Genomic DNA, 23,288 nt, shown 5'->3' with positions numbered 1-23,288 from the left:
ATGCGGCACATCCGAATTTTCGATACCACCCTGCGGGACGGCGAGCAGAGCCCTGGTGTAGCCCTTTCCCTCCAGCAGAAGCTGGAAATCGCCCATGGGCTGGCCCGGCTCAACGTGGACATCATCGAGGCGGGCTTCCCGGTGAATGGGGCCAGCGAGTTCGAGTGTGTCTCGCGCATCGCCGCCGAGGTCAAGGGGCCGGTGATCTGCGCCCTGGCCCGCACCCACAAGCTCGACATCGAGCGGGCTGCGGCGGCCCTCGAGAAGGCCGAGAAAAAGCGCATCCACGTGTTTACCAGCGCCTCCAAGGTGCACCTGCAGTACATGCTGCGCAAGACCCCGGAGGAGATATTGGAAATTTCCGACGCCATGGTGCGCTACGCCCGGCAGTTCACCGACGACGTGGAGTTTAGCGCCCAGGACGTAATGCGGGCCGACTTCGACTTCGTCATGAAGCTCTACGAGACCGCCATCAACGCCGGGGCCACCACCATCAACATCCCCGACACCACCGGCTACGGCACCCCGCAGGAGTACGGGGCCCTCATCAAGCGCATCTACGACGAGGTGGTGCGGGGACGGGATGTGCACATCTCGGCCCACTGCCACGACGACCTGGGCATGGCCACCGCCAACAGCCTGGCCGCGGTGGAGAACGGGGCCACCCAGATCGAGTGCACCATCAACGGCATCGGGGAGCGGGCGGGCAACACCGCGCTGGAAGAGGTGGTAATGGCTTTGTACGTGCGCCGCGACCACTACAAGGCCCATACCCAGATCAACACCCGCGAGCTGTACCGCATGAGCCGGATGGTGGAGCGCTACACCGGCATGGTGGTGCAGCCCAACAAGGCCATCGTGGGGGACAACGCCTTCGCCCACGAGTCGGGCATCCACCAGGACGGGGTCATCAAGAACAAAGAGACCTACGAGATTATGAACGCCGAGCTGGTGGGCCGCCAGGCCGCGGTGCTGGTGCTGGGCAAGCACTCCGGGCGGGCCGCGGTCAAGAAAGCCCTGGCCGACCTGGGTTACAAGCTGGACGACACCCAGATTGGCGCGATTTTTGCCCGCTTCCGGGAGATTGTGGAGCGCAAAGGCCCCATCGAGACTGAGGAACTGCGGGCCCTGGTGGAGAGCGAGTCGGTCTCGACCCCGCACCTGTTCAACCTCGAGAAGCTCCAGTTCTTCTCCGGCTACGGCATGCTGCCCACCGCTACGATAAGCCTCGAGACCCCCAAAGGCGTGGTCACCACCACCGCGATTGGGGACGGGCCGGTGGACGCGGTGTATAAGGCCCTGTCCGAGGCCATCGGGTTCAAGCCCGAGCTCGAGCTGTACCGGGTGGAGTCGGTAACCGGGAGCACCGAGGCTTTGGGTGAGGTCACGGTCAAGCTCAAGTTGGGCGAGGTGATGGCCACCGGGCACGGCATCTCCCCGGACATCATCGAGGCTTCAGCGCGGGCCTACCTGGATGCCGCCAACAAGCTGGCCGCGGGGCAGTCGGCGCGGCATCCGAAGTCGCTCGAGGAAGTGCAGCGCTCGGGTTTGGGCAAATAACCATGATCGAAATCCTCGACACCACCCTCCGCGACGGCACCCAGGGCGAAGCAGTCAACCTGTCCTCGGACGACAAGATCGCCATCGCCAAGCGCCTGGCGGCTTTCGGGATTCCCCTCATCGAGGGGGGCTGGCCGGGCAGCAACCCCAAGGATGCCGAGTTCTTCGCCCGCATGAAGGGGGTAGACCTGGGGAATAGCCAGCTCTGCGCCTTTGGCTCCACCCGGCGCAAGGGGGTGCGGCCCGAGGACGACCCCTCGGTGCAGGCCATGCTGGCGGCGGCCACCCCGGTGGTTACGGTGGTGGCCAAAAGCTGGGACTTTCACGTGACCCACGCGCTCGAGGTCTCCCTGGAAGAAAACCTGCGCATGATCGAGGAGACCTACCGCTACCTGGTCTCCGAAGGCAGGCGGGTGATCCACGACGCCGAGCACTTCTTCGATGGCTTCAAGGCCAACCGGGGTTATGCCCTGGCTACGCTCGAGGCTGCCGTGCGGGGTGGGGCCGACACCCTATGCCTGTGCGATACCAACGGGGGCAGCCTGCCCGAAGAGGTCTTCGAGATCACCCAGGCCGTGCGCCAGGCTTTCCCCGGGGTGACCATTGGGATTCACCCCCACAACGACGCGGAGCTGGCGGTGGCCAACGCCCTGGCCGCGGTGCGGGCCGGGGCCACCCACGTGCAGGGCACCATTAACGGCTACGGCGAGCGCTGCGGCAACCTGAACCTGACCAGCGCCATCCCCAACCTGATGCTGAAGTACGGCCTGTCGCTCAAAGGGCTCACCCTCGAAAAACTCGCTGAGTTGCGCGAGGTCTCGCACTTTGTGGACGAGCGGGCCAACCTGGCCCCCAACATCCGCGCGCCCTACGTGGGGGATGCAGCCTTTGCCCACAAGGGGGGCATCCACGTCTCGGCGGTGCTCAAAGACCCCCGCACCTACGAACACGTGCCGCCCGAGATGGTAGGCAACAGCCGCCGGGTGCTGGTCTCCGACCTCTCGGGCCGAAGCAACCTGCTGGCCAAGCTGTCCGAATCGGGTGTGAATGTGCCCAAGGAGATGGCCGGGGCCTTGCTGGAAGAGGTCAAGCAGCTCGAGCACGCCGGCTACTCGTTTGAAGGGGCCGAGGCCAGCTTTTACCTGCTGGCCCATAAGCTGCGCGGCGGCCGCATGCCCTTCAGCGTGGAGGGCTTCACGGTGTTTGTGCACGTCAACGACGCCAACCCCGAGACCCCCACCTGGGCCGAGGCCACGGTGCGGGTTAAGGTGGGCGAGACCCTCCAGCACACCGCCGCCGAAAGCCAGCATGGGCCGGTCTCGGCGTTGGACAAAGCCTTCCGCAAGGCCATTGAGTCCTTTTACCCCGAGATTGCCGAGATCGAGCTTTCCGACTACAAGGTGCGCATTCTCTCGGGCCAGGAGGCTGGTACGGCCTCCGGGGTGCGGGTCATGATCGAGATGCACCGGGCCGGGGAGCGCTGGAGCACTGTGGGGGCCAGTAAAAACAACCTCGAGGCCTCCCTCAAAGCCCTCACCGATGGCTACGCCTATGCCTTGGTGAAGAGCCAGCCCATACCGCAGGACTAGGGCCGCTGGCTGGCCTCCTCGAGGCTGGGGGTTTGGGGCTGGGTTTGGCTATAGGCCGCGAGGGCTTTTTCCTCAGCGGGGATGCGCACACACAGCAACAGCCAGGCGTTGAGGACGGTGGCCGCCAGGGCTGTAATCCAGGCGTTAAAGATGAGGGGCAGGGACAGCAGCTCCAGGGCCACTGCCAGGTAGTTGGGGTGGCGCAGGTAGCGGTAGGGTCCTCGAGTGATTCGCTGGCCCCCAGGAACGATCACAATCCGGGTATTCCAGTACTGGCCCAGGCTGCCAATGGCCCAGTAGCGCAGACCCTGGGCCAGCAAGAAGACCAGCAGCCAGAATCCCCAGATGGGGGAGGGCTGGTTGCGGGCAAGCCCTTCCAGCAGCCAGCCCAGCATCCAGCCGATGTGCAGCAGAAAAAACAGCGGGTAGTGCTCTCGTCCGTACTCTTTGGCCCCCTGCGCCAAAGCCCAGCGCAGGTTGGCCTGGGCCAGGCGAAGCTCCAGCAGCCGCTGGAGTACCACCCAGATCAGCGCGACCCAAAGCCCTACCACTGCAAAACCACCCCTTCGGCGGCAAAGCCAGGCCCCAGGGCCAGCAACAACCCTTTGCTGCCGGGTGCGGGCCGCTCGAGCTGGTACATTTGTCGCTCCAGCACAAAAAGCACGGTGGGGCTCGACATATTGCCATACTTTTTGAGCACGCAGAAGGCGGCCTCGAGGCTCTTTTCATCCACCCCCAGGCCGTTGCGGTAGGCGGCCAGCACCTTGGCCCCGCCGGGGTGGAGCGTCCAGGTTTGAACATCCTGGCTCGATAACCCGTAGCCGGCCAGACCGTCCTCGATCAGGGGCCCCAGCGCCCCCTCGACCAGGGCCGGGATGCTCTGAGCAAAGCGTACCTGCAAGCCCTCGAGGCCCAGATCCCAGCCCATCACCGCGTAGCTATCGGGCAACAACCGGCTGAAGCCCCCCAGCACCGCCGGGCCGCCAGCACCTTGCCCCAGCACCGCTGCGGCCACGCCATCGGCAAACAGGCTGGTAGCAACCAGGTTGCTCTTGCTTTTGTCACCCCGTACAAAAGTAAGGCTGCAAAGCTCAACCGCCACCAGTAGAACGTAGCGCCCTGGGTTTTGCTGGGCCAGCTCGGCGGCCCGGGCCAGCCCGGCGGCCCCGCCGGCGCAGCCCAGGCCCCACAGGGGCAGGCGGAGCACCGAGAGCGGAAGACCCAGGCGCTGGGCCAGGTAGGCCTCGAGGCTGGGGGTCGCAAGGCCGGTGCTGGTCACCAGTACCACTGCCCCAACCTGCTGGGGCTTCAGGCCGGCCAGGCCTAGGGCTTTGCGGCTGGCCTGTTCACAGAGCTCGAGGGCGGTATCGAACCAGCGCTGATTTTTCTCACTAAAGCTGCGCGGCGCTGCGAACCACTCGAGCGGCGCGGCCAGGTAACGCGACTCGATGCCGGTGTTTTCGAAGATGTTCAGCAGGCGCTCCAGGCCCGCCAGCCCCTCGAACAAAACCTCTACCAGCGCGCGAACCTCTGGCTGGCTTACTTTGTAGGGCGGGTGGGCGGTGGCGACGCTTAGAACCCTGGCTTGCACACTCATACCTCAGGTATCGCTTTCGGGGGTGGCGCAGGAGTCGCGAAACACAAACTGCGAGATGCGCTTGCGCTGGTCGGACTTCCAGTCAATGCGGGGTCGGGGGTTATCGGGGGGCAGGTAGCCCAGCCGGTAGATGGCCATGAGTTCCAGGTGCTCAGGTACTTCCAGCAGCCGCTTGATTTCCTCCCAGGCCTCGGGAATTTCCATGGGTGTGGAGACAAACTGAATGCCCATGCCCAGCTCCACCGTGGTGAGCCAGATGTTCTCGATGGCCATGCCCAGCCCCAGCACGCTGTAAAATCCGGAGAGTTCTCCCGGGCGGTACTCCTGCTTATCCAGCAGCGCTGCCAGCAACAAAGGCGAGCTTGCAACCAGCTTGCGGTTGTCCTCACCCAGAATTTGCGGCACCCGCAAGGCCCGCAAAAGCCCCAGGGCCGAGGGGCTCATGACCTGGCGGGTAAAAGGGCGTAAGGGGCCCGGCAACTGGTCAATTAGAATCCCGTCGCGCCGCTCGGCCATCTCCTTTTCGCTGAAGCGAAAGTAAGGGCGGTAGCGCTCAAAAAACCGGCCATCGGCGATGAGCTGTTGCATGGTTCGCCCCCCAATCTCGGCGATTTTCTCCCGCTTGGCCCTGTCCTCAATCAAAATAAAGCGCCAGGGTTGAGAGTTGAAGTGACTGGGGGCCCGGCTGGCCGCCTCCATCAGCAGGTGCTGGTGTTCCCTGGATACGGGCCTGTCCAGAAAGGGGCCATTGGTGGTTTTACGCTTCCGGATTACCTCTAGAAATTCCACATCAACCCCCGATTGACAACAAGTATCCCACCAACCCCACCGCACCCAGTGTGGGATGGGGCCAGGTGTGGGGGCGGGCCTTGGGAAACAGGGCTAGGCAAGCGATGGTTAGCAACAACCACCACTCGCGCGTGAACACCAGGGCCAGCACCGCACTAACCAGCACCACCAGGTAAAGCGCGTGATGCCAGAGGCCGAAGTGGGCCAGCCGCAGTTGCGCGGCCAGCCCCACCAACAAATTGAGCACGTACAAACCTAAGCCCACAGCCAGGAATGGGGACATCCAAATTTAGCATACGGCACTGGGTCGATGAATGGTTTGTGGGCCTGGGGGTCTTTTTTATCTTTTCTCGCAGCTCGAGCCCGTCCAGCGCCCTCCCCGTGCCTGGCATTCGCGCCACAGGTTCTCCTCAGGGGCCCGCAACACCACCAGCACCAGACCGGCCGGGTAACCCCCGGCGCCAGCCCCCAGGCCCATGTTCAACCGGGTTATAACCAGGCGCTCGCGGGTGCTGGGCACCTGGGTGCTCACGTAACCCTGCCCATCCCAGGTGTAAACCACGCTCTTGATGATACGGCTGCTGGGACGATAGGGCGGGTTGACCTGTAGCTCAACTTCGATGGGCTTGAGAAAGCTGGTTGTGCCGGAGGAAAACCGGTAGATGCCCACCACTTCGCGCTCGGGTAGGGTCTGGATAAAAAAAACCTCGTTTTGAGGTGGGGAAGTGGGGACGGCCTGGAGGCGCTCGAGGCGGAATCGAACCGAAGAAACCAGGGCACCGGGTGGAATCAGAACCTGAATGCCGGGTAGCGTTAGGGCCCCCCCCTGGGCATCAATCCGGCGCTCAACCACTTGAGCACTCAGCCCCCATCCTGCAGTTGCCAGCAGACTAAATAGCAATAATAGCCGCATCATAGCTTGTCCACCCCTGGGCTCAGATTAACCCACGAATTTCTGAGAAAATCCATGTCCACACTGCACAAGCTAAGAATGTCACCAACCGACGATAAAAGAAAGCCAAGGTGATGCTTTGGCGGCAGCCGGCACTGCAAAAAACTCCCAATTTGGGTAGGTATGGCTTATCGGCTATAAACCTACCAGTTTTTTGGCTTCGGCAAGAACGGCTTTTACAGTTTTTTCTTCCTGGGCCTCGCAATAAATGCGCAATACAGGCTCGGTACCGGAGGCCCTGAACAACAGCCAACCGGCATCACCAAAAAGCCACTTTATGCCGTCCAGACTCTCGGTACCGCTCACCTGCTGACCGGCAATGGGCTTTGGGGTTTGTACCTTGGCCATGACTTCCTTGAGTTGCTCCATCGAGGGTAGGTGTAAGTCGATGCGGTCATAGGCGTGTTTGAAACCCAGCTCGACCTCAATTTCGGCAAACTGCTCTCCCAGGCTTTTCCCGGTATGCACAACGGATTCCAGGAGCAACAGCGCGTTCAGGAGGCCGTCGCGCTCGGGAAGATGCCCGGCCACACCAATACCGCCCGACTCCTCGCCCCCAATCAGCACATCGCCTTTTAGCATCTCATCGGTGATGTACTTAAAGCCGATGGGCGTAACCAGCAGCTCCAGACCCAGCCGGTGAGCGAGCTTATCTATCACTTTGGAGGTCGAGAAGGTTTTGACCACCCGGCCGGTGCGCCCTTTGCGGTGCAGGTGTTTGAGCAAGACCGCGAAGATTTGATGGCTGTTGAAGTGGATGCCGCCTGCCAGCACGGCCCCGATCTGGTCGGCGTCCCCGTCGTTGACCACGGCAAAGACAGGGTCTTGCTCGGCCTTTAGCACGGTCATGACGGTGAACAGGTTTTGCGGGATGGGCTCGGGGTTCACACCATAGAACATGGGGTCGGGCACGGCGTGCAGTTCACGCAGCTCGAGCGGCAACCCCGCGTGCTTAACAAAACCGGCCAGCCAGCCCGCCCCCGCCCCGCCCAGGCTGTCGTGGTACATCACCCCGGTGTAGCTGCGCAGGGCCTCCAGGTCTAGCTGCTGCGCGATAAAGTCGTAGTAGGCTTTCCGCACATCCAGGCTGTGCACGGTTGCGCTGGTTGTTTTGGGCGCTGCCCCCAGGTGCTTTTCCACTTCGGCTACCAGTGCTGGGGTGGCCGCACCGCCGTAGCTGCCCTTGATTTTGAATCCGAGATACTCGGCCGGGTTGTGGCTCGCCGTAATCATGACCCCGCCATCGGCCTGCAAGTGCTTAACGGCAAAAGACAGCACTGGGGTAGGAAGGTACGATTTGGAAAGGTAGACCTCGAGCCCATTGGCGGCCAGAACCTCGGCAGCTCTTTGAGCAAAGCGATGGGCCATAAAGCGGGTATCGTAGCCTACCACCACTTTCTTGCCCTGGTGCTCCAGGAGGTATTCAGCGTAGGCCTGGGCTACGCGAGCCACATTATCGAAGGTGAATTGGTCGCCAATAATGGCCCGCCAGCCGTCGGTGCCGAACTTGATGATGGTTTTTGATGGGGTGCTGACGGCTTCTGTTGCCTTTTCCATACCAGGAAACACTATACAGGGTAGGCGTAAGCCAGCCGCTTCAAATCTGCATCTTCATCCACGGGGCGGAGTTATGAAAGTTGGCCACGGCGCTGCCGGGCGGAACCAGCCCATCGCAGGCTATTCGGATGTCTTCCGGGAGCTTCATGTCCAGTACAGGTAGTAGGTGCTCGAGCTGCTCCACGCTTTTGGGCCCGATGATGGGTGCGGTAATGCCGGGCTGGTCTTTGACCCACAGAAGGGCCAGTTGGGCGGGGTCGTAACCGGCCTCGCGGGCCAGTTTGACAAAGCGGTTGCCCACCTCCACCGCTCTGGGCGTGACCCGCTCGGCGTAAATCCCACCCCGCAGGCGGGCGCGGGAACCCTCGGGGCGGATGTTGTCCTCAGCGTAGCGTCCGGCCAGCATGCCCATGGCCAGCGGCGACCAGGGCAGCAGGGCCAGGTTGTAGGCCTGGGCCATGGGAACCAGCTCGTTCTCGATGCGCCGATCCAGCAGGTTGTAGGGCGGCTGCTCCGAGACAAAGCGCACATAGCCCTTCAGCTCGCTCACCAGAATGCCCTCCAGCACCTTCCAGGCCGGGGCGGTGGAGCTGCCGATGTAGCGCACCTTGCCCTGCCGCACCAGGTCGGTCAGGGCCGCGAGCGTCTCGTCGATGGGCATGTCGAAAACCGGGCGATGAAGCTGGTATAGGTCGATATAGTCGGTTTGCAGGCGCTTGAGCGAGTCTTCGCAGGCCCGTAAGAGGTGGAGCCTCGAGTTCCCCCGGTCGTTGGGGCCGGGGCCGGTGGGGTAGTGGGCCTTGGTGGCAATGAGCACCTGGTCGCGCAGGCCGCTTTCTTTAAGGGTTTCTCCAATCACCCGCTCGGCCTCGCCTCGCATATAGCTGTTGGCGGTATCAATCAGGTTGATGCCGGCCTCAATGCCCCGCAGAATCATCTTTTTGGCCTCGGCCTCGGGGGTGGGGTTCAGGATGTTATCGGTTCCCAGGGCCAAGGGTGCTACTTTAACGCCGGTTCGGCCCAGATGGCGGTATTCCATAGGTGGCTCCCTTCAGGGTAGAACAGGTGTGTTCATCGGGCGGCATACCCCGCATCCACCAGCACCAGCGAGCCGGTCATGTAGCTGGCCTTGTCGGAGGCCAGAAACAGCACCACCTGGGCGATTTCGGCGGGGTCGGCCAGGCGGCCCATGGGCACGGTCTCAGCCAGGCGTTGCAGCAGTTCGGGGGTAACGGGTTCCTTGCGTTCGGACTGGAGCATGGGGGTGTTGACCTCGCCGGGGCAGACCGCGTTGATGCGGAGGCCGTCTTTGGCGTGCTCGAGGGCCAGGGCGCGGGTCAGGTTGTGCACGGCCCCCTTGCTTGCACAGTAGGCCGCCACCCCTGCTGCCCCCAGGTCGCCCCAGATTGAGCCAAAGTTGACGATGGCCCCGCGGCCCTGGGGCTTCATGGCCCGGATAGCGGCCCGGCACATAAAAAAGGTGCCGCTCACGTTCACCGCCATGACCCGTTGCCACTGCTCGTCGCTGGTCTCCTCGCCGCTGGCCCGCACGATGATGCCGGCCGCGTTGACCAGCACGTCGAGCCGTCCGTGCTGGGCGAGGGTATCGGCGACCACCCGGTCGCAGAAGGCCGATTCGCTGACATCCCCAACCCGTACCTGGGCGCCGATCTCGGCGGCCACCTGGCGGGCCCGCGCCTCGTTGCGATCCACAATCGTTATGTGGGCCCCGGCCCTGGCAAACTCCCTGGCCGTGGCCTCGCCCATGCCCGAGGCGCCTCCGGTTACGATCACCGCTTTTCCCTGGAAATCCACGGGTGCTCCTTATCCAGACAGCAGCGATTGTATTGAGGTGGATGGCCGGGGTCAATGTTTGGGCGAAGGAGCCCCACACTGGTATACTTCCCTGCGTAGATGGTATACCAAGCTGTGGCAGGTTGTTTACGGGAGGTTCAATGGTCTTAATCGCAGTGCCCAAAGAGACTGCTTCAGGCGAACGTCGGGTGGCGCTCACCCCGGATGTGGTGGGCCGCTTGCACAAAGAAGGCTGGAGGGTGCGCCTCGAGGCCGGCGCTGGAGCCCAGGCCTATTTCAGCGATGAAGCGTATCGCAACGCAGGGGCCGAGGTGGTGTCGCGCGACCAGCTTTTCCAGGGAGCGCAGGTGGTCTTTACCGTACAGCCTCTAGAACCGGCCGATCTGGAGAGGCTCGAGCCCGGCGCCATAGTGGCCGGTCTGATGTACCCCCACCGCGATCCGGCGCGGGTGCAGGCCATGGCCTCGAGGCAGCTTTCCGCCCTGGCGATGGAACTCGTTCCCCGCATCACCCGGGCCCAGAGCATGGACGTGCTCTCCTCCCAGGCCACCGTGGCGGGGTATGTGGCGGCCCTGATCGCGGCCCGCGAGAGCAGCCGCTTCTTCCCCATGCTGACCACCGCCGCCGGCACCATCCGCCCGGCCAAAGTGATGGTGATGGGGGTGGGGGTGGCGGGCTTGCAGGCCATCGCCACCGCGCGCCGCCTGGGGGCCAACGTCTGGGCCTACGATGTGCGCAAAGCCGCCGCCGAGCAGGCCTTGTCGCTGGGGGCCAAGGTCATTGAACTGCCCATCAGCGCCGAGGGCGAGGGGGGCTACGCCCGCGAGCTCACCGAGGAGGAAAAGAAAATCCAGCACGAGGCCCTGGCCAAAGAGGTCGGCAGCATGGACGCGGTCATCACCACCGCCCAGATTCCGGGCCGTAGGGCGCCCATCCTGATTACCCAAGACATGGTGGAAGGCATGAGCCCTGGCGCCGTCATCGTGGATCTGGCTGCCGAGTCGGGGGGCAACTGCGAGCTCACAAAGCCTGGGGAGACCCTCGAGGTAAACGGCGTGAAGATTGTGGGGCCCCTGAACCTGCCCAGCGCGCTCTCGGTGCATGCCAGCGAGATGTACGCTAAAAACCTTTACAACCTGTCCAAGCTCCTCATCAAAGACGGGCAGCTCGCGCCCGACTGGAGCGACGAGATTCTGGCGGGGGCTCTTTTAACCCATCAAGGTGAGATTACCCATGCGCCCACCAAGGCGCTGGTAGGAGGTGCGTGATGGACTCAACCTGGGCTGCGCTGTATATCTTTTTGTTGGCGGCTTTTACCGGATACGAAGTGATCAGCCGGGTGCCGGTGATTCTGCACACCCCCCTGATGTCCGGCTCCAACTTCATCCACGGGATTGTGGTGGTGGGGGCCATGGTGGTGCTGGGCCACGCCGAGACCCCTTTGGAACAGGCCATCGGCTTTTTTGGGGTGATTCTGGGGGCGGCCAACGCTGCGGGGGGCTACGCTGTAACCGAGCGGATGCTGGAGATGTTTGAGCGGAAGCCGAAGGGGGGTCAGTAGCTCTTAGGCCGATAGCCCTGGACTTGCCCGGCTATCAGCTTGCGCGACGCGGTTATGGAAAACTTCGTTCAGCTTATCTACTTCCTCACGGCCTTCCTGTTCATTCTGGGACTGAAGCGCATGTCCTCGCCCAACACCGCCCGCAGCGGGGTGGTCTGGGCCGGGGTGGCCATGGTGGCGGCCACATTGGTGACGTTTTTTGTACCCGGCCTGCACAACCAGGGTCTGATGATTCTGGCCATCGTGATCGGTACGGTGGTGGCCTGGATTGCCGCCAAGCGTGTGCAGATGACCGATATGCCGCAGATGGTAGCCATCTACAACGGCATGGGCGGTGGAGCGGCCGGGGCCATCGCGGCGGTTGAGCTTTTGCGCGGGGAGTTCGGCGAGGCCCAGGGGCTCAAACTCCTGGCCATCCTGGGGGCCTTGATCGGCTCGGTCTCCTTTACCGGCAGCCTGATTGCCTTTGCCAAGCTTCAGGGCCTGATGTCGAGCCGGCCCATCCAGTTCCCGACCCAAAAGCTGGTCAACACAGCGGTGGGGGTGGGGGCCTTGCTGCTGGCCCTGCTGGTGCTCTTTACGGAATCGGGGCCGCTTATTCTGGTTTTCTTCCTGCTGGCTCTGGCTTTTGGGGTATTGATGACCTTGCCCATCGGGGGCGGGGATATGCCGGTGGTGATCTCCCTCTACAACGCCTTCACCGGGCTGGCGGTGGGTTTTGAAGGCTTTGCCATTGGCAACGCCGCGCTGATTGTGGCGGGTACGGTGGTGGGGGCTGCCGGTACCTTGCTCACCCTCTTGATGGCCAAGGCCATGAACCGCAGTCTCTGGAGCGTGTTGGTGGGCGGCTTTGGCGTGGAGCAGGACAGCGGCGAAGTCAAGGGCAGCCTCAAGCCCATTGACCTCGAGGACGCCGCGGTGATGCTGGCCTACGCTTCCAAGGTTATCTTCGTGCCCGGCTACGGGATGGCGGTGGCCCAGGCCCAGCACAAACTGCGCGAGCTGGCAGACGTGCTCGAGGCCAAGGGGGTGGAGGTCAAGTTCGCCATTCACCCGGTGGCGGGCCGCATGCCCGGCCACATGAACGTGCTGTTGGCTGAGGCCGGGGTGGCTTACGAAAAGCTCTACGACCTGGAAGACATCAACCCCGAGTTCCCCCAGGCCGATGTGGCGGTGGTGATTGGGGCCAACGACGTGGTCAACCCGGCCGCTCGGCGCAAGGGCTCGCCCCTGTATGGCATGCCGATTCTGGAGGTAGACAAGGCCAAGAATGCTATCGTTATCAAGCGCGGGCAGGGCAAAGGTTTTGCCGGGGTTGAAAACGAGCTGTTCTACGCCGACAACACCAGGATGCTGTATGGCGATGCCCAGGGTGTGCTGGGGCAGTTGGTGCAGTCGCTCAAGAAGCTTTAGGATAAGGGCTGTGAAGCCGCGGCTGGATCAGGTGCTGGTCTGGCTCGAGCAGGGCCGGGCGGCGGTGCAGGTAGAGTACTTTGATGCCCTGGGCAGGTTACGGCGCGAGACCTTCCACCGCCCTACGCGCGATTTAGGGCAGGCCCTGGAGGAGGTGGCCCACCTGCTGGCCGACGAGGGCATGCAAGGGCGGCCTCGAGTGCGCCGCAAGCAGGGCAGCGGGCTGCGCGTGGAGCCCGGGTTGCAGGAGCGTTTCTGGAAGGCCCTGGGTTCTTGAGCAGAACCTGTCTGCGGTGCTTTCTGGCTGGAACAACCCAAAAAAGCCCCCACCGGTGGGGGCTTTTTTACTAAAGGTGGAGGATTCAAGCGGAAGCGGTGTTAGGCCCCAGCGCCGGGCTGCTGGCGGTTGTCGCTAGGCTGCACCACGGGGGGCATGGCAGGTTCGGGCAGCAGCAGGTATTCCAGCACCTCCCCTACGTCCTCGACCAGCTTGATCTCCAACCCCTCCAACACCTCTTTGGGCAGCTCCTCGAGCTGGGCCTCGTTGTCCTTGGGCAGCACAATTTTGTGGATCCCTGCCTGGTGGGCGGCCAGCAGTTTTTCCTTTACCCCGCCAATGGGCATCACCTTGCCGCGCAGGCTAACCTCGCCGGTCATGGCGATGTCCATACGAACCGGGCGACGGCTGAGGGCGCTGGCGATGGCGGTGGTCATGGTGATGCCAGCGCTGGGGCCGTCTTTGGGGGTGGCCCCGTCGGGCACGTGGACGTGCAGGTCTACTTTGTTATGAAAGTCTTCGGGAAGGCCGTAGGTCTGCGTATGGGCCCGCAGATAGGTTAGCGCGGCCTGGGCCGACTCCTTCATAACCTCACCCAACTGGCCGGTCAGGCTGAGCTTGCCGCTGCCGGGCACAGCGGCCACCTCAATGGTCAGAAGGGTGCCGCCCACCGGCGTCCAGGCCAGCCCCTGGGCGGTGCCGACCTGGGGTTCGGTCTCGGCTTTGTCGGGGCGGTAGCGGGGGATACCCAGATAAGCGGGTACGTCGGCAGCATCGATGGTACGCAGCCCCTCCCAGGCCCCCTCGAGCCAGAACTTGGCCCCTTTACGGGCAATTTTGCCCAGCTCGCGCTCGAGACCCCGCACCCCGGCCTCGCGGGTGTACTCGGAGATCACCCGCAGAATGGCGGCATCGGTCACCTCGATCCGGCCTTCCATACCCGATTCCCTGAGCTGCTTGGGCCAGAGGTACTGACGGGCGATGGCCTGCTTTTCCATGTTGGTGTAGCCCGGTATCTCGATGACCTCCATGCGGTCGAGCAAGGGCCGGGGGATGGTCTGCAGGGTGTTGGCGGTGGTGATGAAGAAGACCTTCGAGAGGTCGTAGGGCACATCGAGGTAGTGATCGGTGAAGGTGTTGTTCTGTTCGGGGTCGAGCACCTCGAGCATGGCGCTGGCGGGGTCGCCGCGCCAGTCCGAGCTCATCTTGTCAATTTCGTCCAGCAAGATGACGGGGTTGACCACGCCCACCTGCTTCATGGCATGGATCAGCTTGCCGGGCATGGCCCCGATGTAGGTGCGGCGGTGGCCGCGAATCTCGGCCTCGTCGCGCACGCCCCCCAGGCTGATGCGGTGGAACTTGCGGTTCATGCTGCGGGCGATGGAGCGGCCCAGCGAGGTCTTGCCCACCCCCGGCGGCCCCACCAGCACCAGGATGGGGGCTTTGTTGCGCACATCCAGTCCCTGGGTAAGCTGGCGCACCGCCAGGTACTCCAGGATGCGTTCTTTGACGTCCTTCAGGCCGTAGTGATCCTCGTCCAGAATCTGCCGGGTGTGGTTGATGTCCAGCACCTCAGGGTCGGCCTTGCTCCAGGGCACCTCGGTGAGCCAGTCCAGGTAGGTGCGGGCCACGGTGGCCTCGGGGCTGCCCTGCTGCATGCGCTCCAGCCGGTCGAGCTCCTTGAGGGCCTTGGTCTTGACCGCCTCGGGCATGCCCACTTCTTCGATCTTCTTGCGCAGGGCCTCGAGGTCGCTGAGCCCATCCTCGCCACCGAGCTCCTTCTGGATGGCCTTCATCTGTTCGCGCAGGTAGTACTCGCGCTGGTTGGTGTCCATCTGTTCTTTGACCCGCTGAGCGACCCGTTTATCAAGCTCGAAGCGCTCGAGGTCGCGGCTGAGCAACCCCAACACCTTTTTGAGGCGGGCTTCAAGATCGGTGAGCTCGAGGATTTCCTGCTTCTCGGCCACCGTCCAGGTGGCGTGATAGGCAATGGTATCGGCCAGCATGGCCGGGTCGCTGGTACCTTTGACGGCTTCAAGCTGGTAGCGGTCAAGCCGTAGCGATTTGTGGTTGGCTACATACTTGTCGAATGCTTCCTTGAGCTCTTCCACCAGCACGCGCACCACCGCTTCGTCGATGGGGAAAATTTCGCTGAAGACCTCACCGCGGGCTCGCAGATAAGCGCCGGGAATATACTCCGTGACCTGGGCCCGGGCCCGGGCTTCCACCATTACCTGCAGGGTGCCGTCGGGAAGGCGCATGGCCTGTTTGACCACCGCCTGCACACCCCAGGTATAGAGGTCGTCGGGGGTGGGGTCGTCAACCTCCGGGTCGCGCTGCGCGACCAGGAAGATCAACCGGTCGGCCCCCATGGCTTCTTCAACCGCACGCTTGCTTTTGGCGCGGCCCACGTCCACCGGGGTGGTGGTGTGGGGAAGGATGACCGTGTTTCGCAATGGAATGACCGGTAGTTCTAAACGCATATGGTATCTATCTCCTATGTTCCGCCTATGATTCGTCGCTCTCGCGGCGGTATGGGAGCGATATATAACTCAGATTCTAAACGGTGATGCTTCACCGATAGGGTCAAATCTTACACTTAGCGAACTTGAGCAAAGTTCACTCAAGTTTGGCCTGCCTCCGCCCAAAAGCAAGCCCTTACACAAGGCTTTACGGGGCTGCAATGCGCTGCACATCGTGCACGTTGCCTAAAATGAGCTCAATGCGCAGGTGCTCTCCAGCGATTGGGCCCGGGTGTAAAAAAGTGTCCTGAAAGCGCAGGCGACGCGGGGCGTGGGGGGTTTGCAAAACCACTTCATAGAACACAGCCCCATGGATGCTGATGGTCTGAACCTGCAAGACCGGGCCCTCGAGCGTCTCGTACATGCTGCAATTCTAAAGCCGACCGGTGGGCCTCAAAAGGCGGGTGCCAGGCGAACGAACCACACCAGCAGCAGGGCTGCAACAACCCCGGTGGCAATGTCCAGCAGCAGTTCCTTGGCCAGGCCTTTTTTATGGGAAGTTCGCTTTATGGACATGGAATATGTATATAGCATATCGCTATTTAAGTCAATACATAAAATCGGAGCTTGGATTAACTGAAAACACAATCGGGGGGTTGGGCTTATTCCCAGCTCAAAATCCCATCCACCACAAGGTTGATACGCTTGACAACGCGCTGGGCTAGCTCGTATATTCGCGTTTAACAATCCAGGCTCCAGGTTAAATCGGCTCCCGCGAGGGCTCGAACCTTCTTAGTGAACATTTCACCGAGAAGGTTCTTGGCTTTTTAACGCCGCAAGGGCAAAGGAGGCAGGTGCAGATGATCAAACCCGAGGAAGTTCTGAGCGAGTACCATCCGCCCCTCACCGATCACGAGGCGATGGTAGAAGCCAACCGATGCCTTTACTGCTTTGATGCACCCTGTACCCAGGCCTGCCCAACCCATATCGATATCCCCAAATTCATCAAAAAAATCGCAACCGGAAACCTGGTGGGCTCGGCCCGCACCATCCTGGAAGCCAACCTGATGGGGGCTAGCTGTGCCCGGGTCTGTCCGGTGGAGGAGCTATGCGAAGGGGCTTGTGTGCTGGGGGCTGAGCACAGGCCCATCATGATTGGCCGGCTTCAACGCTACGCCACCGACTACGTCTATGAGCGGGGGATTGATGTCTTCAAGCCTGGGGCGCCCACCGGCAAAAAAGTGGCGGTGATTGGGGCCGGGCCGGCGGGTCTTACCTGCGCGGGTGAGCTGGCCAAGCTGGGCCACAGCGTAACGGTGTTCGAGAAGCGGGCGCTACCCAACGGCCTATCCACCTACGGCATCATCGTGCTGCGCGAGCCGGTGGAGGTGGCCCTGGCCGAGGCCGAGATGATCAAGCGGCTGGGGGTCGAGATCAAAACCCAGATGGAGCTGGGGCGGAACTTGAGCTGGGAGGAGGTGCGCAACACCTACGACGCGGTCTTCCTGAGTGTGGGGCTGGGCTCGGTGCCTCAACTGGGCATACCGGGCGAGGAGCTGATTGTGGATGGCCTCAGCTATATTGAGACCTCCAAAATGAACCCGTCTGCTCTGCAGGTGGGCCGGGAGGTGGTGGTAATTGGTGCGGGCAACACCGCGGTGGACTGTGCCACCATCGCCAAGCGACTGGGGGCCGAACGGGTCACCATGGTCTACCGCCGCAGCGAGAAAGAGATGACGGCCTACCCCCACGAGTACGAGTTTGCTAAAAAAGAAGGCATCGAGTTTCGCTTCCTCACCCAGCCGGTTGAGGTGATGAGCGAGGGGGGCCGGGTTACGGGCCTGAAGTGTGTGCGGATGCGGCTTGGAGCGCCGGACGCCAGCGGGCGGCCGGCACCGGAGCCGGTGCCGGGCTCGGAGTTTGTGCTGCCCTGCGACCAGGTGGTCAAGGCCATCGGGCAGGAGAAGCCGGCTGTGGCGAAGCTACTGGGCCTCGAGACCGAAAAAGGTTTTATCAAAGTCAACCACGAGTTCGAGACCAGCCTGCCGGGGGTGTATGCGGGCGGCGACTGCATCCGGGCGCAGGGCTCGGCCTCGACGGTAATGGCCGTGCAGGATGGCAAGCTGGCGGCTTTTGCTATTCATCGGCGGCTTGCTGGCAGCCTCGAGGCTGCCGCCGACTGAGCTGAAAGGAGAAGCAGATGGCGGACTTGAGCATTAACTTCGCAGGCATCAAATCGCCCAACCCCTTCTGGCTGGCCTCGGCGCCCCCCACCAACTCGGGGGCCCAGATCCACCGGGCTTTTGAGTACGGCTGGGGTGGTGCGGTCTGGAAAACCATCGGCGCACCGGTGCTGAACGTGTCTAACCGCTACGGGGCCTGGCACTATGGGGGCCAGAAGATGCTCGCCATCAACAACGTGGAGCTGATCTCCGACCGGCCCCTGGAGGTCAACCTGCGGGAGATTCGCGATGTCAAGCGCCACTGGCCCGACCGGGCGGTAATCGTCTCGGCCATGGTGGAGTCTACGCCGGAGGCCTGGCGGGACATCATCCTCAAAATCGAGGATACCGGGGCCGACGGCATCGAACTCAACTATGGCTGCCCTCACGGTATGAGCGAGCGGGGGATGGGCAGTGCGGTGGGGCAGGTGCCCGAGTACTGCCAGCAGATCACCCAGTGGGTGATGGATGTAGCCAAAATACCGGTTATCGTGAAGCTCACACCCAACGTGGCCTCGGTGGTGCCCCCGGCGCGGGCGGCCCTGGCGGCCGGGGCCAACGCCCTGAGCCTCATCAACACCATCAACTCCATCATTGGGGTGGATCTGGATACCTTGGAAATCACCCCCAACATCGGCGGTAAAGGTGGGCACGGGGGCTATGCCGGGCCGGCGGTCAAGCCCATCGCCCTTAACCTGCTGTCTTCGCTGGGTGTGGACCCGGTGGTGAAGCAGTCCGGGGTGCCCATCAGCGGCATGGGCGGCATCTCCACCTGGCGGGACGCGGCGGAGTTTTTATTGCTGGGCGCAACCAGTTTGCAGGTTTGCACCGCCGTCATGCACTACGGTTACCGGATCATCGAAGACCTCATCGACGGCCTTAATGCCTGGATGGACGCCAAAGGCTTCAAGACCATCGCCGATGTGGTGGGCAAGAGCCTACCCCGCATCTCCGACTTCAAGGACTTCGACCTCTCCTTCCGGGCGGTGGCCCGCATCAACCCGGACAAGTGCATCCGTTGCAACCTTTGCTATGTGGCCTGCAACGACACCGCCCACCAGTGCATTGACCTGGTAGACGCCGCGGGCAACCGCGTCGAACCCTACCGCTACGACCCGCGTTCCAACGGGAAGCACCAGGCGGTGAGCACCCGCCCGCAACCTGTGGTGCGTGAGGATGACTGCGTGGGTTGCCGGCTGTGCCACAACGTCTGCCCGGTGGATGGCTGCATCGAGATGGTCGAGCTGCCCTCGGGCCGGCCCCCCATCACCTGGGACGAGCTGACCAGGGTTCGCCCCGAGGTGGGCACCGACTGGGAGGCCATGCAGCGGTACCGGGAAGAGGTGGGGATTGAGATCCACTAAACAGGGGGCAGCCTAACAACCCACGGGTTTGAGTAAAGCGAAGCGTTTGGAGCGAGCAAATTTGGCTTGTTTTGCTCTCTCGAGGCTCAGATACCCATAATGGAATAGCCAGACGTAAAAAGGGGGACTCTATACCATGGGACTGCTCATAAAAAACGGCGAGATCATAACCGCGGACAGCCGGTACAAGGCCGACATCTACGCCGAGGGCGAGACCATCACCCGCATCGGGCAGAACCTCGAGGCCCCGCCCGGCACCGAGGTGATAGACGCCACCGGCAAGTATGTGTTCCCCGGCTTCATAGACCCCCACGTGCACATCTACCTGCCCTTCATGGCGACCTTTGCCAAGGACACCCACGAGACCGGCTCCAAGGCGGCCCTGATGGGGGGCACCACCACCTACATCGAGATGTGCTGCCCCAGCCGCAACGACGATACTTTGGAGGGCTACCAGCTCTGGAAGAGCAAGGCCGAGGGCAACAGCTACTGCGACTACACCTTCCACATGGCGGTCTCCAAGTTCGACGAAAAAACCGAGGGGCAGCTGCGGGAAATTGTGGCCGATGGCATTAGCTCCTTCAAAATTTTCCTCTCCTACAAAAACTTCTTTGGCGTGGATGACGGAGAGATGTACCAGACCCTGCGCCTGGCCAAGGAGCTGGGGGTGATTGTGACCGCCCACTGCGAGAACGCCGAGCTGGTGGGGCAGTTGCAGCAAAAACTGCTGTCGGAGGGGAAAACCGGCCCGGAGTGGCACGAGCCCAGCCGGCCTGAGTCGGTGGAGGCCGAGGGTACCGCGCGGTTTGCGACCTTCCTCGAGAACACCGGGGCCACCGGCTACGTGGTGCACCTCTCCTGCAAACCGGCCCTGGATGCGGCCATGGCCGCTAAATCGAGGGGCGTGCCCATCTATATCGAATCGGTCATACCTCATTTCCTGCTGGATAAAACCTACGCCGAGCGGGGTGGGGTGGAGGCCATGAAGTACATCATGTCGCCCCCCTTGCGCGACAAGCGCAACCACAAAGTCCTGTGGGATGCGCTGGCCCAGGGCTTCATTGATACGGTGGGCACCGATCACTGCCCCTTCGACACCGAGCAGAAGCTGCTGGGCAAGGATGCCTTTACCGCCATTCCCAACGGCATCCCGGCCATCGAAGACCGGGTGAACCTGCTCTACACCTACGGGGTGAGCCGTGGCCACCTCGACATTCACCGCTTTGTGGACGCGGCTAGCACCAAGGCTGCCAAGCTGTTTGGGTTGTTCCCGCGCAAGGGCACCATCGCGGTGGGCAGTGACGCCGACCTGGTGGTCTACGACCCCCAGTACCGGGGCACCATCTCGGTCAAGACCCAGCACGTCAACAACGACTACAACGGCTTCGAGGGCTTTGAGATTGACGGCCGGCCCAGCGTGGTGACGGTGCGGGGCAAGGTGGCGGTGCGGGACGGGCAGTTTGTAGGGGAGAAGGGGCGCGGTAAGCTCCTGCGGCGCGAGCCCATGTACTTCTAGATGAAGCCGAGATGGGTCTTGAATTTGCTGGGGGGGATCTGCCTGTGGATCGCGGTGGTGCTGGTGCTGGGAGGTAGTTCGGCCTGGGCGCTTTTTGCGGTGGTCGGCGGGCTCCTGTTGCTGCTGGCCCGAAGAGGCTTCAAGCGGGGATAAGAGGTGGATGCATGTTTATGCAAAACCGGGTACAATCCCCTCCCAAGAGGGTGATGCGATGCTGATACCCCCCGACCAATTGCTGGTGTTTGCCCTGGCCAGCCTGGCCCTGCTTCTGATTCCAGGCCCGGCGGTGCTTTACATCGTTACCCGCAGCGCTTCGCAAGGGCGCGCGGCGGGTGTGGCCAGCGTGCTGGGTATCCAGTGCGGGGGCCTGGTGCATGTGCTGATGGCTAGCCTGGGTCTTTCGGCCATCCTGCTCTCGAGCGCCCTGGCTTTCAACCTGGTTAAGTATGCAGGAGCGGCCTATCTGGTCTACCTGGGCCTGCGAACCTGGCTGGCTAGAGAGCCCCTCGAGCTTGCGGTAGCAGCACGCCAGCCTCTAGGGCAAATTTTCCTGCAAGGGTTGGTGGTCAACGCCCTGAACCCCAAAACCGCACTGTTCTTTTTTGCCTTCCTGCCCCAGTTTGTCGACCCGGCGCGGGGGGCGGCCTGGCTGCAATTTTTGCTGCTCGGCCTGGTTTTCATAGCCCTGGCTACCTTTAGCGATGGTACGTATGCCTTTCTGTCGAGTTCGTTAGGGGCATGGCTGCGTCAAAAAACCAGGGAAGTGCGCTTTGCCCAGGGCCAGCGTTGGATCACTGGGGGCATCTACATTGGGCTGGGCCTGACCGCAGCCCTGACCGGCAGCCGGCATAAATAGGGAAGACCATGATGCAAGCCAATACCTCTCCAGAGTCATCCGCCAAAGGTTCTAAGGCAGAGGCCATCGTGTCGGTGCAGGGTGTCTCGATGGTGTTTCCAAACGGAACCGTGGCCCTGAAGGATGCCAACCTCGAGATCGCCCAGGGGGAGTTCATCAGCCTGATTGGGCCCTCGGGTTGCGGTAAAACCACCCTGCTGCGCCTGCTGGCCGACCTGATCCAGCCCTCTTCGGGCACCATCCGCATCGGGGGTAAAAGCCCCGAGCAGGCCCGCAAGGCCCGGGCCTACGGCTATGTGTTCCAGGCCCCCACCCTGATGGAGTGGCGCAATGTGCTCTCGAACGTAATGCTGCCCTTGGAGGTGATGAACTTTCCCGTGCAGGAGCGCAGGGCCAGGGCCGAGCGGATGCTGGCTTTGGTGGGGCTGGAGAAGTTCGCCAGGCACTACCCCTGGCAGCTTTCGGGCGGGATGCAGCAGCGGGTCTCCATCGCCCGGGCCCTGGCTTTCGACCCGCAGCTTTTGTTCATGGATGAGCCCTTTGGCGCCCTGGACGAGATTACCCGCGAGAACCTGAACCTGGAGCTTTTGCGCCTGTGGCGCGAGACCGGTAAGACCATCATCTTTGTGACCCACTCCATCCCCGAGGCGGTCTTCCTCTCCACCCGGATCGTGGTGATGACCCCGCGCCCCGGCAAGATCGAGACGGTCATACCGGTAGACCTGCCCCAGCCCCGCACCTTCGAGACCCGCGAGACCACGCGCTTTTTCGAGCTGGCCACCCTGGTGCGTGAGGCTTTGCGCAAAGGCCACAGCTACGAGGTGACCGAGTGATGCGAACCTCGCCCAACCTGGTACCCATGCTGGTGGTGGCCCTGGTGGTGCTGGCGCTGTACTGGCCGCTAATGTACCTAGCCAACATCCCGGTAGCGCAGCGGGCCTTGGATACGGGCGCGGCCCTGCCCTGCCAGACTGCTTTCGAGTGTGCAACCCAGCTCAGGAGCCCGGTGCTGCCCTCACCCCAGCAGCTCTGGAACGGCTTTGGCAACCTGATGTTTCCCCTCAACTCACCCAACGCCATTCCCGTCAACGCCGCCGTGACGGCCTTCGAGACGGTGGTGGGTTTGCTGCTGGCGGCGGTGGTGGGCTTCTTTTTTGCGATAGGGATGGTGGCCTCGAGGGCCTTTGAACGGGCTTTGCTGCCCTGGATTGTGGCCTCCCAGACCGTCCCCATTATCGCCATTGCGCCCATGCTGGTGGTGCTGCTGGGGCAGTATGGGGTGCAGGGCTGGCTGCCCAAGGCCATCATCGCAGCCTATATCGCCTTTTTCCCCATCACCATCGGGGTGGCCAAGGGTCTCAAAAGCCCCGACCCCATGGCCCTTGACCTGATGAAAACCTACAACGCCAGCCACTGGCAGACCTACCTTAAGCTGCGCTTCCCGGCCTCGGTGCCCTATCTGTTTACGGCCTTCAAGGTCGCCATGACGGCGGCCCTGATTGGGGCCATTGTGGCCGAGATCTCCACCATCAGCTTTCAGGGCATCGGCAAGATGCTAGCGGAGAACTCGAGGGCCTCGGATGTGGTGGCGATGTGGGTGATCATGCTCTCCTCGGCGGTGCTGGGAATCTTGCTGGTGGCCCTGGTGAACTGGCTCGAGCGCCTGCTTACGCCCTGGCGGCGCCCCGCTGGAGGCACAGCGGTATCCGCTAACGCCAAACAGGCCCGGCTGCCTGGGCGGGAGGGGGTGGGTTGAAC

24 protein-coding genes are annotated in these 23,288 nt (G+C 62.6%); 13 read left to right on the top strand and 11 right to left on the bottom strand.

The window, feature by feature from the left end:
* Complete coding sequence (locus tag MRUB_RS09650) at nt 1-1,560, top strand: 2-isopropylmalate synthase (RefSeq protein WP_013014162.1); 1,560 nt, start codon at nt 1-3, stop codon at nt 1,558-1,560.
* A gap of 2 nt (nt 1,561-1,562) precedes the next feature.
* Entirely contained in the window at nt 1,563-3,149 is a 1,587-nt protein-coding gene (cimA, locus tag MRUB_RS09645; RefSeq protein ID WP_013014161.1) for a citramalate synthase, read from the top strand.
* On the opposite strand, the gene MRUB_RS09640 is transcribed toward cimA, so the two are convergent.
* The 8 genes from MRUB_RS09640 to MRUB_RS09605 all read right to left on the bottom strand — a co-directional run bounded on the left by MRUB_RS09640 (nt 3,146) and on the right by MRUB_RS09605 (nt 9,859).
* Nucleotides 3,146-3,700, bottom strand: coding sequence for an isoprenylcysteine carboxyl methyltransferase family protein (locus MRUB_RS09640; RefSeq protein WP_013014160.1), 555 nt, complete (start codon nt 3,698-3,700; stop codon nt 3,146-3,148). The two genes, cimA and MRUB_RS09640, sit on opposite strands and share 4 nt — an antisense overlap.
* On the bottom strand, nt 3,694-4,746 hold the full coding sequence (locus tag MRUB_RS09635) for a type III polyketide synthase (RefSeq protein ID WP_013014159.1): 1,053 nt from the start codon (nt 4,744-4,746) through the stop codon (nt 3,694-3,696). Before MRUB_RS09635 ends, MRUB_RS09640 begins: the two co-directional genes overlap by 7 nt.
* Before the next feature lie 3 nt (nt 4,747-4,749).
* Entirely contained in the window at nt 4,750-5,535 is a 786-nt protein-coding gene (locus MRUB_RS09630; RefSeq protein ID WP_013014158.1) for a nitroreductase family protein, read from the bottom strand.
* A 1-nt stretch (nt 5,536) separates the two neighbouring features.
* On the bottom strand, nt 5,537-5,818 hold the full coding sequence (locus MRUB_RS09625; RefSeq protein ID WP_013014157.1) for a hypothetical protein: 282 nt from the start codon (nt 5,816-5,818) through the stop codon (nt 5,537-5,539).
* Nucleotides 5,819-5,875: 57 nt separating this feature from the next.
* Complete coding sequence (locus MRUB_RS09620) at nt 5,876-6,451, bottom strand: hypothetical protein (RefSeq protein ID WP_013014156.1); 576 nt, start codon at nt 6,449-6,451, stop codon at nt 5,876-5,878.
* Between the two features lie 171 nt (nt 6,452-6,622).
* Nucleotides 6,623-8,044 carry a phosphohexomutase domain-containing protein gene (locus tag MRUB_RS09615; protein ID WP_013014155.1) on the bottom strand — a complete coding sequence of 474 codons (1,422 nt, stop codon included), beginning with the start codon at nt 8,042-8,044 and terminating at the stop codon, nt 6,623-6,625.
* A 40-nt stretch (nt 8,045-8,084) separates the two neighbouring features.
* Nucleotides 8,085-9,083 carry an aldo/keto reductase gene (locus MRUB_RS09610; RefSeq protein ID WP_013014154.1) on the bottom strand — a complete coding sequence of 333 codons (999 nt, stop codon included), beginning with the start codon at nt 9,081-9,083 and terminating at the stop codon, nt 8,085-8,087.
* A 32-nt stretch (nt 9,084-9,115) separates the two neighbouring features.
* Complete coding sequence (locus tag MRUB_RS09605; RefSeq protein ID WP_013014153.1) at nt 9,116-9,859, bottom strand: SDR family NAD(P)-dependent oxidoreductase; 744 nt, start codon at nt 9,857-9,859, stop codon at nt 9,116-9,118.
* A 140-nt stretch (nt 9,860-9,999) separates the two neighbouring features.
* Between MRUB_RS09605 and MRUB_RS09600 the strand changes: the two genes are divergently transcribed.
* Genes MRUB_RS09600 through MRUB_RS09585 form a run of 4 tightly spaced genes read left to right on the top strand, consistent with a single transcriptional unit; the run spans nt 10,000 to nt 13,110 of the window.
* A complete protein-coding gene (locus MRUB_RS09600) occupies nt 10,000-11,127 on the top strand; it encodes a Re/Si-specific NAD(P)(+) transhydrogenase subunit alpha (protein WP_013014152.1) in 1,128 nt (375 codons plus the stop codon).
* Nucleotides 11,127-11,420: an NAD(P) transhydrogenase subunit alpha part 2 gene (locus MRUB_RS09595; RefSeq protein WP_013014151.1), complete on the top strand. Its 294-nt coding sequence runs from the start codon at nt 11,127-11,129 to the stop codon at nt 11,418-11,420. The genes MRUB_RS09600 and MRUB_RS09595 overlap by 1 nt, the downstream gene beginning before the upstream one ends.
* Before the next feature lie 54 nt (nt 11,421-11,474).
* Nucleotides 11,475-12,833, top strand: coding sequence for an NAD(P)(+) transhydrogenase (Re/Si-specific) subunit beta (locus MRUB_RS09590; protein ID WP_013014150.1), 1,359 nt, complete (start codon nt 11,475-11,477; stop codon nt 12,831-12,833).
* A 10-nt stretch (nt 12,834-12,843) separates the two neighbouring features.
* Nucleotides 12,844-13,110 (top strand): hypothetical protein, encoded by a 267-nt coding sequence (locus MRUB_RS09585; protein ID WP_013014149.1) that lies wholly within the window; start codon nt 12,844-12,846, stop codon nt 13,108-13,110.
* Nucleotides 13,111-13,211: 101 nt separating this feature from the next.
* On the opposite strand, the gene lon is transcribed toward MRUB_RS09585, so the two are convergent.
* From lon to MRUB_RS16230, 3 genes are all read right to left on the bottom strand, one after another.
* A complete protein-coding gene (gene lon, locus MRUB_RS09580) occupies nt 13,212-15,593 on the bottom strand; it encodes an endopeptidase La (protein WP_013014148.1) in 2,382 nt (793 codons plus the stop codon).
* Between the two features lie 187 nt (nt 15,594-15,780).
* The gene (locus MRUB_RS09575) at nt 15,781-15,996 is read right to left on the bottom strand and encodes a hypothetical protein (RefSeq protein WP_013014147.1); all 216 of its coding nucleotides are present in this window, start codon (nt 15,994-15,996) and stop codon (nt 15,781-15,783) included.
* Nucleotides 15,997-16,025: 29 nt separating this feature from the next.
* Nucleotides 16,026-16,148 (bottom strand): hypothetical protein, encoded by a 123-nt coding sequence (locus tag MRUB_RS16230; protein ID WP_024050280.1) that lies wholly within the window; start codon nt 16,146-16,148, stop codon nt 16,026-16,028.
* A 284-nt stretch (nt 16,149-16,432) separates the two neighbouring features.
* On the opposite strand from MRUB_RS16230, the gene MRUB_RS09570 reads away from it, so the two are divergent.
* The 7 genes from MRUB_RS09570 (at nt 16,433) to MRUB_RS09545 (ending at nt 23,286) form a co-directional block, all read left to right on the top strand.
* The gene (locus MRUB_RS09570) at nt 16,433-17,755 is read left to right on the top strand and encodes an NAD(P)-dependent oxidoreductase (protein WP_013014146.1); all 1,323 of its coding nucleotides are present in this window, start codon (nt 16,433-16,435) and stop codon (nt 17,753-17,755) included.
* Nucleotides 17,756-17,772: 17 nt separating this feature from the next.
* Complete coding sequence (gene preA, locus MRUB_RS09565; protein ID WP_013014145.1) at nt 17,773-19,158, top strand: NAD-dependent dihydropyrimidine dehydrogenase subunit PreA; 1,386 nt, start codon at nt 17,773-17,775, stop codon at nt 19,156-19,158.
* A gap of 136 nt (nt 19,159-19,294) precedes the next feature.
* Nucleotides 19,295-20,674, top strand: a complete 1,380-nt coding sequence (gene hydA, locus MRUB_RS09560; protein ID WP_013014144.1) for a dihydropyrimidinase — start codon at nt 19,295-19,297, stop codon at nt 20,672-20,674.
* Nucleotides 20,675-20,827 (top strand): hypothetical protein, encoded by a 153-nt coding sequence (locus MRUB_RS15935; protein WP_013014143.1) that lies wholly within the window; start codon nt 20,675-20,677, stop codon nt 20,825-20,827.
* Nucleotides 20,828-20,885: 58 nt separating this feature from the next.
* Nucleotides 20,886-21,530 (top strand): LysE family translocator, encoded by a 645-nt coding sequence (locus MRUB_RS09555; RefSeq protein ID WP_013014142.1) that lies wholly within the window; start codon nt 20,886-20,888, stop codon nt 21,528-21,530.
* A 68-nt stretch (nt 21,531-21,598) separates the two neighbouring features.
* A complete protein-coding gene (locus MRUB_RS09550; RefSeq protein ID WP_241476970.1) occupies nt 21,599-22,363 on the top strand; it encodes an ABC transporter ATP-binding protein in 765 nt (254 codons plus the stop codon).
* Nucleotides 22,363-23,286, top strand: coding sequence for an ABC transporter permease (locus MRUB_RS09545; protein ID WP_013014140.1), 924 nt, complete (start codon nt 22,363-22,365; stop codon nt 23,284-23,286). Before MRUB_RS09550 ends, MRUB_RS09545 begins: the two co-directional genes overlap by 1 nt.
* Nucleotides 23,287-23,288: the final 2 nt, after the last annotated feature.

Source organism: Meiothermus ruber DSM 1279 (assembly GCF_000024425.1).
In the GTDB taxonomy this organism is placed as follows: Bacteria; Deinococcota; Deinococci; order Deinococcales; family Thermaceae; genus Meiothermus; species Meiothermus ruber.
The sequence above is the reverse complement of the archived record's forward strand: the minus strand, read 5'-3'. Positions and strand labels throughout refer to the sequence as shown.